This window comes from Terrabacter sp. NPDC080008, from assembly GCF_040702505.1.
GTDB lineage: Bacteria > Actinomycetota > Actinomycetes > Actinomycetales > Dermatophilaceae > Terrabacter.
This window is the reverse complement of sequence record NZ_JBFBLC010000001.1, coordinates 380,179-392,962: the sequence shown is the minus strand read 5'-3', so window position 1 is coordinate 392,962 and position 12,784 is coordinate 380,179. Positions and strand designations below refer to the sequence as shown.

Annotated in this window: 14 protein-coding genes and 1 pseudogene; 2 read left to right on the top strand and 13 right to left on the bottom strand. The window is 70.9% G+C overall.

All coding sequences use genetic code 11. The features are described 5' to 3' along the window. Positions 1-116 precede the first annotated feature (116 nt). On the top strand, positions 117-1,349 hold the full coding sequence (locus tag AB0316_RS01865; RefSeq protein WP_366269963.1) for an N-acetylmuramoyl-L-alanine amidase: 1,233 nt from the start codon (positions 117-119) through the stop codon (positions 1,347-1,349). On the opposite strand, the gene AB0316_RS01860 is transcribed toward AB0316_RS01865, so the two are convergent. After that, complete coding sequence (locus tag AB0316_RS01860; protein ID WP_366269961.1) at positions 1,339-2,010, bottom strand: N-acetyltransferase; 672 nt, start codon at positions 2,008-2,010, stop codon at positions 1,339-1,341. The two genes, AB0316_RS01865 and AB0316_RS01860, sit on opposite strands and share 11 nt — an antisense overlap. Positions 2,011-2,187: 177 nt before the next feature. Between AB0316_RS01860 and AB0316_RS01855 the strand changes: the two genes are divergently transcribed. Beyond that, entirely contained in the window at positions 2,188-3,210 is a 1,023-nt protein-coding gene (locus AB0316_RS01855) for a glutathione S-transferase C-terminal domain-containing protein (RefSeq protein WP_366269959.1), read from the top strand. Positions 3,211-3,274: 64 nt separating this feature from the next. On the opposite strand, the gene AB0316_RS01850 is transcribed toward AB0316_RS01855, so the two are convergent. From AB0316_RS01850 to rpmH, 12 genes and pseudogenes are all read right to left on the bottom strand, one after another. Further along, the gene (locus tag AB0316_RS01850; protein WP_366269957.1) at positions 3,275-4,108 is read right to left on the bottom strand and encodes an alpha/beta hydrolase; all 834 of its coding nucleotides are present in this window, start codon (positions 4,106-4,108) and stop codon (positions 3,275-3,277) included. A 109-nt stretch (positions 4,109-4,217) separates the two neighbouring features. Next, entirely contained in the window at positions 4,218-5,111 is an 894-nt protein-coding gene (locus tag AB0316_RS01845) for a metallophosphoesterase (RefSeq protein ID WP_366269955.1), read from the bottom strand. Positions 5,112-5,159: 48 nt separating this feature from the next. Then, positions 5,160-5,660 carry a zinc finger domain-containing protein gene (locus AB0316_RS01840; RefSeq protein WP_366271276.1) on the bottom strand — a complete coding sequence of 167 codons (501 nt, stop codon included), beginning with the start codon at positions 5,658-5,660 and terminating at the stop codon, positions 5,160-5,162. Positions 5,661-5,798: 138 nt separating this feature from the next. Next, positions 5,799-6,020: pseudogene (locus AB0316_RS01835) on the bottom strand (DNA-formamidopyrimidine glycosylase family protein); the annotation flags it as partial. A 144-nt stretch (positions 6,021-6,164) separates the two neighbouring features. Then, the gene (locus tag AB0316_RS01830) at positions 6,165-7,352 is read right to left on the bottom strand and encodes a ParB/RepB/Spo0J family partition protein (protein WP_366269953.1); all 1,188 of its coding nucleotides are present in this window, start codon (positions 7,350-7,352) and stop codon (positions 6,165-6,167) included. Positions 7,353-7,608: 256 nt separating this feature from the next. Next, positions 7,609-8,550 carry an AAA family ATPase gene (locus AB0316_RS01825; protein ID WP_366271274.1) on the bottom strand — a complete coding sequence of 314 codons (942 nt, stop codon included), beginning with the start codon at positions 8,548-8,550 and terminating at the stop codon, positions 7,609-7,611. A 493-nt stretch (positions 8,551-9,043) separates the two neighbouring features. Next, entirely contained in the window at positions 9,044-9,871 is an 828-nt protein-coding gene (rsmG, locus tag AB0316_RS01820; protein WP_366269951.1) for a 16S rRNA (guanine(527)-N(7))-methyltransferase RsmG, read from the bottom strand. 198 nt (positions 9,872-10,069) lie between these two features. After that, a complete protein-coding gene (locus AB0316_RS01815) occupies positions 10,070-10,783 on the bottom strand; it encodes a R3H domain-containing nucleic acid-binding protein (protein WP_366269949.1) in 714 nt (237 codons plus the stop codon). Positions 10,784-10,878: 95 nt separating this feature from the next. Then, positions 10,879-11,865 carry a membrane protein insertase YidC gene (gene yidC / locus AB0316_RS01810; RefSeq protein WP_366269947.1) on the bottom strand — a complete coding sequence of 329 codons (987 nt, stop codon included), beginning with the start codon at positions 11,863-11,865 and terminating at the stop codon, positions 10,879-10,881. 97 nt (positions 11,866-11,962) lie between these two features. Continuing rightward, positions 11,963-12,250: a membrane protein insertion efficiency factor YidD gene (gene yidD / locus AB0316_RS01805; RefSeq protein ID WP_366269945.1), complete on the bottom strand. Its 288-nt coding sequence runs from the start codon at positions 12,248-12,250 to the stop codon at positions 11,963-11,965. After that, positions 12,247-12,597 carry a ribonuclease P protein component gene (rnpA, locus tag AB0316_RS01800; protein ID WP_366269943.1) on the bottom strand — a complete coding sequence of 117 codons (351 nt, stop codon included), beginning with the start codon at positions 12,595-12,597 and terminating at the stop codon, positions 12,247-12,249. The genes yidD and rnpA overlap by 4 nt, the downstream gene beginning before the upstream one ends. 18 nt (positions 12,598-12,615) lie before the next feature. Continuing rightward, positions 12,616-12,753, bottom strand: coding sequence for a 50S ribosomal protein L34 (gene rpmH, locus AB0316_RS01795; protein WP_010849920.1), 138 nt, complete (start codon positions 12,751-12,753; stop codon positions 12,616-12,618). Between the last annotated feature and the right edge of the window lie 31 nt (positions 12,754-12,784).

Sequence of the window (12,784 nt, the reverse complement as noted above, 5' to 3'; positions counted from 1 at the left end):
TCCGCACGGCGCCACCCCTTCGGCGTACTACTCTGCTCAGGGCGCCCGACCGCTCTGGAGGCGACGCACAGCAGAGCCGCGTACCCCTCCGGCAGCCGTCCCAGGAAGGAGCCGAGATGACACCACCCCAGCCAGTCGTGCTCCGTCGCGGCGACTACGGCCCGGCTGTCGCGGCCGTCTGCGAGCGACTCGTCCTCACCGGCGACCTCGAGACCGCCGCGGGGCACCCCGGTGACCCGGATGCGGCCGTCTTCGACGAGCGGGTCGAGCAGGCCGTCAAGTCGTTCCAGCAGCGCCGCGGGCTCATCTCCGACGGTGTCGTCGGTGCTTCCACGTATGCCGTTCTCGACGGCGCGCGGTGGACGCTCGGTGACCGCGTGCTGCGCTACCTCCCGGAGCACTACGTCGAGGGTGACGACGTCGCTGCCCTGCAGGCGCGGCTCGTCGAGCTCGGGTTCCGGCCCGGCAAGGTGGACGGGATGCACGGGCCCGCGACTGACGCGGCCGTCCGGGCCTTCCAGGGCGCGGTCGGGCTCGTCCCCGACGGCACGGTGGGGCCCGAGACGATGCGTGCCTTCCAGGGCCTGCGGCGCTCGGTGAGCGGCGGGTCGGCCAACGCGCTGCGTGAGCGCGAGCGGATCCGGCGCAGCGGCTTCAGCCTGAGCGGGCGCACGATCGTGCTCGACCCCGGCCACGGCGGTGGCGACGACGGTGCGCGGGGCGGCCGTGACCTCGTCGAGGCGCAGCTCGCCCTCGACCTCGCCCGCCGCATCGAGGGGCGTCTGTCGGCTCACGGTGTGGGCGTCGTCTTCACCCGCACCGAGGCGACCGACGGCGGCAGCGACGAGGACCGCGCCGCCTTCGCCAACTCGTGCGACGCCGACCTCGTGCTGTCCCTGCACACCGACCACTCGACGTCTGGGGCCGCCCACGGCGCCGCCACCTACTTCTACGGCCACCCCGACGCTCCCGGCCAGCACGACTGGTCGGTCGTCGGCGAGAGCTTCGCCGACCTGCTGCTGCGTGAGGTCGTCGCTCGCACCGGCCTGACCGACTGCCGTAGCCACGCCCGCACGTGGCCGCTGCTGCGACACACCCGCATGCCGGCCGTCCGGCTCGACTTCGGCTACCTCGACCACGAGGGGGACGCCGACGCGCTGGCCGACGGGCAGACCCTCGACCACGTCGCCGAGGCCGTCGTGGTGGCCCTGCAGCGGGTCTACCTCGGCGAGGCCGACACGGCGCGCACCGGCGTACTCCGACTGGACGACCTGCGGCGCCACCTCGAGACGATGCGGGCGCAGCAGGCCCAGGCCTCCGGCGCCGGCTCCGACCGCCCTACCGGCTGAGCGGACGCTCGGGCCGCGCGTCGGCCACGCTCGCACGGCTCGTGCCGTTGGGGTGCGGCGCGGGCGCAGGGTGCACCCCGGGGACCCGGGCGAGCGCCCGCGAGAGCGCCTCGGCCACCTCGTCGCGCAACGTCACGACGGTGCGCAGGTCGATCCGCATGCGCGGGTATGCCGGGTGGTCGCGTTCGACGCGGAAGCCCACCTTCTCGAGGAAGGGCACGTCGAGCACGCACGCGTGCCGCGACACCGCGAGCGGCCGGGCCCCCACCGCCTCCAGCGAGCGCGCGCGGTGGGCGAGGGCGTCCTTGGCGGCGGTCTGCACGAGGGTCTTGCGGATCCCAGCCTGCTCGGGGGTCGTCATGACCGTGACGAGCATCAGCGTCGACGGGTCCGACGGAGAGGTCGGGAACGCGGCCAGTCGCGGGACGTAGCGGGCAGGGGCCAGCAGCACGTGCCCGGCGGGCTGCTCGTCGACGTAGGCCACCCGCCCTGGGCTGCCCCACTCGGAGGTGACCGTCTCCACCCACTCGGCGAGCAGGTCCAGGGGCTCACGGGGGCCGGAGTGTCCGTTGTGCGGCACCGTCTGCCAGAACGTGCACGGCGCGCAGCCGCCGACGAGGTCCGTGACGCGGTCCGGCGTCAGCGGACGCAGCTCACGCACCACGCCTCCCGGAGAGCCTCATGCCTGCATTCTCCCTCTGCCGGCGCTCGACGCCACACCGGGACTCCCCGTGCGTGCCGCAGCACGGGCTCCGTCGCGGGGTGTGACCGCGCCGACCCGGCAAGAGCGCGCGCTCCGGTGCCGGAGCACGCGGCGTACGGAACGTAGGGTGGCCCCATGAGCGAGCCCGGGACGTACGTCGAGAAGAGCTTCAAGCGCGACACGAACTACATCACCACCCGCATCACGGCCGACGGGCGCGACGGCTTCCCGGTGGAGGCCGGCCGCTACCGGCTCGTCGTCGCGCGCGCCTGTCCCTGGGCCAACCGCGCGATCATCGTGCGACGGCTGCTCGGCCTCGAGGACGCCCTGTCGATGGGCATCTGCGGGCCGACGCACGACAAGCGCAGCTGGACCTTCGACCTCGACCCGGGTGGGCTCGACCCGGTGCTGCAGATCCCGCGCATCCAGGACGCCTACTTCAAGCGCGACCCCGACTACCCGCGCGGCATCACGGTCCCCGCCATGGTCGACATCCCGACCGGCGCCGTCGTGACCAACGACTTCAAGCAGATCACGGTCGATCTCGAGACGCAGTGGACGAAGTTCCACCGCGAGGGCGCGCCCGACCTCTACCCGGACGCCCTCGCCGACGAGATCGAGGCGGTCAGCGAGCCGATCTACCGCTACGTGAACAACGGCGTCTACCGGTGCGGGTTCGCCGGCACCCAGGAGGCCTACGACAAGGCCTACCGCCGACTCTGGGAGCACCTCGACCTGCTCGAGGAGCGGCTCTCGACCCGCCGCTACCTCGTGGGCGACCACATCACCGAGGCCGACGTGCGCCTGTTCACCACGCTGGCGCGCTTCGACCCGGTCTACCACGGGCACTTCAAGTGCAACCGCAACAAGCTCATCGAGATGCCGGCGCTGTGGGGCTACGCGCGCGACCTGTTCCAGACCCCGGGCTTCGGCGACACGATCGACTTCACCCACATCAAGCAGCACTACTACATCGTCCACCGCGACATCAATCCCACCGGGGTCGTCCCCCTCGGGCCGGCGCTGGAGAACTGGGCGACGCCGCACGGGCGTGAGGAGCTGGGCGGCTCCCCCTTCGGTGACGGGACCCCGCCCGGGCCTCCGCGCGAGGTCGTGCCACCCGAGCACAACCCCGTCCTCGCCCTGCTCGACCGCTGAGTCCGAGGGCGTATGCCGCCGGGTTCCGTTGCGCCGCAACGGAACCCGGCGCGGCAGGGCTGGGTCAGCGCTGGAAGAAGTCCGCGAGCACCGGCGCCAGCACCGGAGGGGGCACCTGGTGGAAGCCGCCCTCGAGCTCCACGGCGCGCGCGTCGGGGAGCGCGTCGGCGAGCACCGTGGCCGAGTCGTGCAGCCACGGCACGGCGGTGCCGCTGCTGCAGACCGCGAGGAACGGCGTACCGATGCGGGCGAGCACGTCCCGCGGCAGCGACTGGTCGTCTCCCCCGAGGCACAGTCCGTCGTACTTGACGGTGTAGGTCAGAGCCAGCAACGACTCCCACACCGGCGTGCCGCGCATGCCCTCGAACGCCTGCTCCGGCATGCCGACGACGTCGACGTTGAAGTAGCGCAGGATGCCTTCGCGGTCCCCCGCCGCCTCGAAGCGTTCCAGCGTGCCGATGTAGTCCTCGGGCTCGGGAGGCCACGCAGCGGTGCGGTAGGGCACCTCGAAGGCCGCCGCGGACGCGACCGGCAGCCCCGCTGACAGCGCCTCGACGACCAGGGCACCGCCGGACGAGACGCCGAAAAGGCCTGCGGCAGAGGCGTTTCCGCTCGTCTCCGCGATGACCGCCCGGAGGTCCTCGACCTCGCGGCCGAGGGCCTGGCGGCGCACCTCCTCGGTGGGCGCGCCGGCCAGGTGGTCGCCGCTGTCGCCGCGACCTCGCCGGTCGTAGGTGACCCCTGTCAGGCCGAGGTCGCCGAGCGCCTGCGCCGTGTCACGCAGCGTGCCACGGTCGCAGAACGCCCCTCCGACGGTCACCACGACCGGTCCGGACCCGTACGCCTCGTAGGCGATCGTCGTGCCATCGGCCGAGGTCGTCTGCTGCTTCCCAGTCATCTCCGGTGCTCCTGTCGGTGCGGCTCGCGGTTCGAGCCTTCGTTGACCCGTCGATCGCAGGCGGGCGGTCTCGACACGGGTGTGCCCCTCATCTTCACCGGGCTGCTCGTCACGAGGGCTTGCGCGAGAAGACCTCGGCCTGGTCGGGCTCGGGGACGGTGGCCATGTGGTCCTGGACGGCCTGTGAGAGTGCCGGCCAGGTCTCGTGCTGCGCGACCGGAACGACGGTGCCCACGACGTGGTCCGGGTGGACCTCGACGAGGTTCCACGACTGCGGCCCGTCCACGGCCATCAGCAGCTCCCGCGGTGCGCCGACGTCGTCGACGTAGGACACTCCGCCCGCGACGAGCACCGGGACGCCGCCCAGGGTCCCGAAGCTCGTGACGTGCAGGTGCCCGCTGAGGATCGCCCTGACATCACTGCCTTCGATCGTCGCCTGCAGTCGGCCGGCCTCGCGGAAGTCGAGCAGCTGCATGACCGGGGAGCGGTAGACGATGGGTGCGTGGTGGATGACGAGGATCGTCCCGTGCTCGGCCGAAGTCGCGAGTTCCCTCGTCAGCCAGGCGTACTGGGGGTCCGAGAAGCCACCGTGGTGGTAGCCCGGGACCGCGGAGTCGATGGCGATGATCCGCAGTCCACGCACGTGCGTGACGGCGTCCTGTGGCTCGTCGGTGTCGACACCGTGCAGCACGCGGGCCATCGCCCGGCGCTCGTCGTGGTTTCCGCCAGTGACCACCAGGGCGCAGCCGAGGCGCTTCACGACCGGGGTGACCATGGCCAGGAAGAGCTCGTAGGCGGCGGCGTCACCACGATCGGTTAGGTCTCCCGACACCACGAGGGCGTCGATGTGCTCGGCGCAGCCCTCCACCCGCTCCAGCGCCCGACGCAGCTGCTCACGGGTGTCGATGCGTCCGTGGAGCAGGTCTGTCCCGGCGATGAGGTGGGGGTCGGAGAGGTGGGCGAGCACGTGGCTCGGGGCTGGGTGCGTTCCGGTGATCGGCACGGCTGCCAGCCTAGGGTGACCGGCTTGCGGACGCTCGCCGGCGGCGGCTCAGTGGCGCGTCTGACAGGCCGGGCACCAGTAGAGCCGGCGACCGCCGAGCTCCCGCAGCGCCACCGTGCCGCCACACCGTGGGCACGTCTCGCCGGTGCGCTTGTAGACCAGGAAGCGCCTCTCGAAGGTGTCGCCGAGTCGCTCGCCTGTCAGCGACCGGGTGATGGCCCTCGCCCGTCCGGAGCGACGCCACCGGAGGGCCTGCTCGACCTGCTCGGGAATGGTGATGATCTGGCCGAACGTGCGTCCGAGCGGCATCAGCAGCACGAGGTCGTCCCAGATCTCCTGCCATGTCTCCGGGCTCAGGTCGACGCCGCGGGTCAGGGGGTCCACGGCAAGGCGGTGGAGCACCTCGCAGCGGTAGACGTTGCCCACGCCGGCCACGACCGACTGCTCCATGAGCAGCTCGGCGATGGTGCGGCGACTGCGGTGCACGCGTGCGAAGCCGAGCCCGGGGTCTTGGACCCGGCGCAGCGGGTCCGGACCCAGCGTGGACAAGACCTCACGCTGCCGCGCACGGTCCACGAGGGTGCAGATCATCGGTCCGCGCAGATCTGCCCAGTGTGTCGTGCCGACGAGGCGCAGGCGCACAGCACCGACGGGAGCCGGAGGAGCCGTTCCTTCGAACGGTTTCACGTGAAACGCGCCGATGAGACCCAGGTGCACGTGCAGCGTCTGGTCCCCGATCGCGGCGAAGAGGTGCTTTCCCCACGCGTCAGCGTGCTCGAAGACGTGCCCGTCGAGCAGTTCCGCGTCCGCCGCGAAGCGGCCCTGTGGGCTCGATACCTGCACGGACTGGCCGCGGAAGACACGCTCCAGACGCTCGGCGAGCGCGTGAATCGTGTGCCCTTCCGGCATCTCTTTTCCTTCGTGCTTGAGCCCTGACAGTGCAACGGCGGACGGCGGGTCGCATCTGCCTCGGGTCGGACCTGCCTACCGTGGTCGCGGAGCCGGACGGACGCCGGCACTGCGACGACCGGTCCCGGCGGCGGGTGTGAACGGTCAGGCCCGCTCGGGTTCCGAGACGCCCATGAGGTCGAGAATGCGGCGCAGGTCCTCCATCGAGGCGAACTCCACCGTGATCTTTCCCTTGCGCTGGCCGAGCGCGATCGCGACCCGCGTCTCCAGGCGGTCCGACAGCCCCGTCGTGAGGTCGTCGAGCTGCGGGTGCCGGCTACCGGCACGGGGACGGCGCGGCTTGGGCGCGTCGTTGCCCTCCCCGAGCGCGACGAGCTCCTCGACCGAGCGCACGGACAGGCCCTCCGCGACGATCCGCTGCGCCATCCGCTCCATCGCGGCGGCATCCGCCATACCGAGCAGGGCACGAGCGTGCCCGGCGCTGAGCACACCGGCGGCCACACGTCGCTGCACGAGGGGCGGCAGGCGCAGCAGCCGGAGCGTGTTGGAGATCTGCGGACGCGAGCGACCGATACGCGTGGCCAGCTCTTCGTGCGAGCAGCCGAAGTCGTCGAGCAGCTGCTGGTAGGCGGCTGCCTCCTCGAGGGGGTTGAGCTGGCTGCGGTGCAGGTTCTCCAGGAGTGCGTCACGCAGCAGGTCGTCGTCGCTGGTCTCCTTGATGATCGCCGGCACCACGGCGAGCCCGGCGGCCTGCGAGGCGCGCCAGCGGCGCTCACCCATGATGAGCTCGAAGCGCTTGCCGTCGGCCTCGGCGAGCTGGTCGGCGGCGATCCGACGCACGACGACGGGCTGGAGGACGCCGATCTCACGGATGGAGTGCACCAGCTCCTCCATGTGGTCCTCGTCGAAGACCGTGCGGGGCTGGCGGGGGTTGGGCCGGATCGCGTCGATGTCGAGCTCTGCGAACTCCGCGCCCGGCACCACCGCGAGGCCCTCCGGCGGCTCCAGCTCGCCAGACGCCTCGGGGTTGGTGGTTCGCTCACCATCCGACGCCTGCTGCTGAATCCCCGAGGCCGCACCCTCCGGCGCCTCCGTCGTTCCCAACGCGCTGCCGGACGCGGCTGCAACGTCGGTGGCCGGCGTGCCGGCGCCGGCTTCGGAGGCGGTCGTGCCGGACACCGCCCCAGTCGTGCTGGCGTCGGTCGCCTGCGCGGGTTCGGGCTGCTTCTGCTCGGTGAAGAACACGTCCACCGGTCGCCCAGCACCTCCACTGGGTGCGCTCGGGATGAGCGCTCCGAGACCACGTCCGAGAGCGCGACGCTTCTCCGCCATTCGTCAAACCTTTCCCATGTGGCGCGTCGTTCGCGCCAGCGGTCAGTCTAGGTGGTGCCTTGTCATGCCTTGTACGTCAGTCCGCCCGTGCGGACTTCGTGGTGTTTCACGTGGAACAGGCTGTCTGGCTGGCACCGGGAACTGGCGCCACGTGTTTCACGTGAAACGGCACACGTTGCGAGCTTCCGATCCCAGACGCGTGCAGTTTCACGTGAAACACAGAAGCGGTCCCGGTGTCACGGCCGACCGTGCCTACTCAGTTCTGCGACGACACATCGGCCGCCCCGCGATCGGCGATCTCGCCCGCGGCCGCGAGGTAGGCGAGGGCACCGCTGCTCACCGGGTCGTAGGTCATGACGGTCTCGCCGAAGCTCGGGGCCTCCGAGACGCGGACGGAACGGGGAATGGAGGTGCGCAGGACCTCCTGGGGGAAGTGCTCCCGCACCTCCTCCGCCACCTGCGCCGAGAGTCGGGTCCGCCCGTCGTACATCGTCAGCAGGATCGTGGACACGTGCAGCGCCGGGTTGAGGTGGTGCTTGATCAGCTCGATGTTCTTCAGCAGCTGCGACAGACCCTCGAGCGCGTAGTACTCACACTGGATCGGGATGAACACCTCACTCGCCGCGACCATGGCGTTGACGGTGAGCAGCCCCAGGCTGGGTGGGCAGTCGATCAGGACGTAGTCGAAGGGGTGGCCCTCGGCGATGGCAGCGGCGATCGCCTTCTGCAGGCGGGACTCGCGGGCCACGAGGGAGACCAGCTCGATCTCGGCGCCGGCCAGGTCGATGGTCGCCGGGGCACAGTGCAGGTTGCTGACCGTCGGGCAGGGCTGCACCACTTCGAGCAGAGGCGTTCCGTCCACGAGCACGTCGTAGATCGAGGGCACCTCGGCATGGTGGTCGATGCCGAGAGCCGTGCTGGCGTTGCCCTGGGGGTCGAGGTCGATGACGAGCACCTCGAGGCCGGACTGCGCGAGCGCCGCTGCGATGTTCACGGTGGTGGTGGTCTTGCCGACGCCACCCTTCTGGTTGGCGACGGTCAGCACGCGCGGGCTCGCAGGCTTGGGGAACTGGCGACCCGTCAGCTGGATGCGGCGCCGCGCGTTCTCTGCCAGCTCGCGAGCCAGAGGCGTGTCCTCCCCTGCGCTGGGGATCGCGGCGGCAAGGGCGTCGCGGTCGGCGTCGTCCGCCCTCGCCAGCGCCTCGCGACGGGCTCTGTCCACAGCGTTGTCCCCAGCCTCGGTATCCGCGGATCCCCGCACGAATGTCGCTTCTGCCGCACCGTTGTCCACTGACTTGTCCACAGGACCTCCAGCAGTCGCCCCCGTCAAAGCTGGGGGGACGTCAGGGCTACCGACGTCACCTGCATCGTGGTGCGCCGACTCCACCGCCGCGGACTGGTGAGCCGACCCGATGGGGTCGGGCGTCGTGCCCGGCGCCTCCGGCGTCGCTACGGCGGAGCGTGTTACCTCCACGAGATTCCCTTCCGGTGTGGTGACCGTTTCACGTGAAACGCCGAACGCCCGCGCGAGCCAGCCGAGGCGTCGGTGCTCGGGAGCGGGCTCCGGTTCGCTAGGCCAGCCCAGGTTCGTCGACATGGTCACGTGGAGTGCACCTCCGGAGTTGCGACGCGTCCGACGCGGTGCTGCAGGAGCACCGGCTGGGACAGACGGCTGGTTGGTCTGGTGACGATCATGGCTGACGGGGCCCGCGGTGGCTCGTACCGCCTCCGGTGCGTCGGGAACCTCGCGGCCGGTCGGCGCGGCGACGCGCCGATCCCGCACTCGACGGCTGGCGGCTGCGGAAGCGGCGCCGGTCGACCTCGTCGCCGATCGTCGCCCGGAGCACCACGGTGGGCTCGGCGAGAACTGAGCCGCCGACCTCCTCGACCCCTGCGGACACCACGCCCAGACGGGTCAAGGCGGTGTGCGCCTCCGCCAGCTCCTCGACGGCGCGGCTGCCCTTGAGCGCGAGCAGGCTCCCGCCCGCCTCGAGCAGGGGCAGGGTCCACTCAGCCAGCTGGACGATCCGGGACACGGCGCGGGCCGTCACCCACGGAGCCTGCAACCGGTCCCAGAGCGCCTCCGCGCGAGCGGTGTGCACCGTGACGTTGGCCAGGCTGAGCTGGGCCACCGTGCCACTGAGCCAGCCGGTGCGCCGTTGCAGCGGCTCCACGAGGTGCAGCTCGAGGTCGGGCCGGGCGATGGCCAGTGCCAGCCCGGGCAAGCCCGCTCCGGAACCGACGTCGATCACCTGCTGGCCCGACTCTCGCGGCGGGATCAGCTCCTGTACCACTCCACAGTTGAGAACGTGCCGGTCCCACAGCCGCGGAGCCTCACGGGGTCCGATGAGTCCGTGACTGATGCCGGTGTCGCTGAGGATCGCCACGTACCGCTCGGCCAGCTCCACCCGATCGCCGAAGACGGTCTCTGCCGTGGGTGGAGTGGCCGGCGGAGTGGAGGGCGGAGTGGCCGCCTCAGTGGGCTTCGGAGCGGTCGGCTCGAGCGCATCGTCCGGCACGCGCTCTCACTCCTCGGCTCGTTACGGGTAGGTCGGTCGATCAGGTGGGACAGCAGGCGGTTCACTCACGGGCGCCAGCCGGGGCGGCACCCCTCGTCGAGAAGCGGTTGCCCACGCGGCGAGCTGCCTCGACCGTACGCCAGTGGTCAGGAGCGTCGGACGGGGGCGTCGCGTTTCACGTGAAACGCGACATCGCCCTTACGCAGGGAGGATGACGATGTGGCGGTTGGGCTCCACGCCCTCGGACTCGGAAACGAGCCCGGCAGCCGACACCTCATCGTGCACGACCTTGCGCTCGAAGGCCGACATCGGGTCGAGCGAACGCTTCTGCCCCGACTCCTTGACCTCAGCGATGGCCGCGTGTGCGAGCTCGACGAGGGCGGACCGGCGCTGGGCACGGTGCCCGGCAATGTCGAGCATGAGTCGGCTGCGCTCTCCGGTCTGCACCTGGACCGCGAGCCGCGTCAGCTCCTGGAGGGCCTCGAGGACCTTCCCGTCAGTCCCCACGAGACGCCGCGGGACCCGGCCCTCCTCGGAGTCGACGATGGCGATCGCGGCGCGGTCACCGTCGACATCCACGTCGATGTCCCCGTCGAGGTCGGCGATGTCGAGCAGCGTCTCGAGGAAGTCCGCCGCGACCTCACCCTCGCGCTCGAGCTGACGCAGGCGCGAGCCCTTGTTCGCCTTGCCGGCCTCCCCCGTGCCGCCGGCGCCTTCGCTCGAGGCGGCCTCGTCGGCTGCCTCGGCGATCTCGGGGACCAGCGCGCCCTCGGTCGTCGCGACCACCGGCGCCTCGACGTCACTCGACTCGACGTCATCCGGCTGCACGTTGTGCGTCCGGGCAGCGTCGGTCTCGGCGGGCGTGGTCACAGCATCGTTGGTCTCGACGTCGGGGGACTGCGTGTCGCTCATGGAAACTCCTTGGTTCACCGGGGCCGGACTGTGGACAACTCGTGTCCGCGCAGGTCAGGGGCCCGAAGAGGTGTGGACGAGGGTGTGGACGAGGCTCAGCGGCGGTTCTTGCTCGGCTGGGTCCTGGGCTGGGTGCGAGCGCGCTTCTTGCCCTTGGGCTGCTGGCGCTGGCCTGACTTGGGGGCGTCGTCCGGGACGGCATCGCCGGTGGCGTCGAGCCCGGGCACGGTGAAGTCCTGGACGTCCTTGCCCTTGCGCTGGAGACGCTCGCGGCGGGCGCGCTCGGCCTCGGAGCCCGGAGCCGGCATGTTGCGGATGACGTAGAACTGCTGACCCATGGTCCACAGGTTGGTGGTGAGCCAGTAGAGCAGGACACCGATGGGGAAGTTGATGCCGGAGAACGCGAAGAAGAGCGGCATCAGGTAGAGCAGGACCTTCTGCTGCTTCGCGAAGGGGTTGTCCAGCGCCGAGGCCGGCATGTTCTTGCGCATCAGCTGGTACTGCGTCGTGAACGTCGTCGCCGACATCAGGACGATGAGGATGGCGCTGAGAATCTTGACGTTGAGCGTCGTCGAGTGGACGAAGGAGTCCGAGAGCTTCGCGCCGAGGATCGTCGAGGCCTCGATGGTCTGCGCGACCTGGCGGGTGATCGGGCCGATCGGCGCCGCAGCCCCCTCGGCGATGGCCTTGAGGTTGTTGAGCAGCTGGAAGAGCGCGAAGAAGAAGGGGCTCTGGATCAGGATCGGCAGACAGCTGCTGAACGGGTTGGTCCCGGTGCGGCGGTAGAGATCCATGATCTCCGCCTGCTGCGCCTTCTGGGACTCCGGGTCGCGCTTGCCCTTGTACTTCTTCTGGATCTTCTGCATCTCCGGCTGGATGAGCTGCATCCGCCGGGAGGAGTGGATCTGGCGCACGAAGAGCGGGATGAGCAGGATGCGGACGACGACCGTGAGGCCGACGATCGACATGGCCCAGGCCCAGCCGGTGGGCAGGCCGATGGTGTCGAAGAGCCAGTGCCAGGCGTACATGACCCACGCTTCACCCAGCTTGATCGGGTAGAGCAGGGTCTGCAGGAAGTCCATCAAGGTGTGTTCCTCTGTGGTCTGGTGGGCAGTCGGTCAGCTCGGGGTCGAGCCGGACGGGCTGCTCACCACTGGTCGGCAACCATATGCCGGTGGGTCAGGGGTTGGGACGGAAGTCCTCGGGTCGCACGTCGTTGCGGGTGGCCCACGACCTCGGCACCGGATCGACGCCGCCGGGGGTCCACGGGTGGCACCGTCCGAGCCGGCGGATCGCGAGCCAGCCACCGCGCAAAGGACCGAACCGCGTGAGGGCCTCGACGGCATACGCGGAGCAGCTCGGGTAGAAGCGGCACGACGGCGGCGTGAGGGGCGAGACGAAGCGCTGGTAGAGCCGCACGAGGAGGACGAGCGGGGAGGCGAGCACCTGGTTGCGGGTGGCGCTCATCGCCGGCACGCCTTCTCGAGTCCGCGGGCCACCGCGAGGTCGAGCTCGTCCCAGCCGGCGTCGGCCGCCGCGGGGTTGGCCCGGACCACGAGGTCCAGCCCTGCGGGTATGCCGTTCAGCCGGGTCGCGACGCTGGCGCGCAGCCGGCGCTTGGTGCGGTTGCGCACCACCGCGTTGCCCACGGCCTTGGACACAACAAAACCGACACGCGGCGGAAGATCCGCACGCGCATCGGTCCGGTTGGCATGCACGACGATGAGTCGCCCGCCTGCTCTGCTGGCGCCGGGCCCGCGTACTGCCGTGGTGAAGTCCGACCGTTCACGCAGTCGGTGACGTGCCGGCAGCACGCCGCGGCCTCCGGCGGCTCAGGCCGAGAGCTCGGCGCGGCCCTTGCGACGGCGGGCGGCGAGGATGGCACGGCCGGCGCGCGTGCGCATGCGCAGGCGGAAGCCGTGCGTCTTGGCGCGGCGACGGTTATTCGGCTGGAAGGTGCGCTTGCTCACGTGGATCTCCGTAGGTTGCGGCGCCCGCACG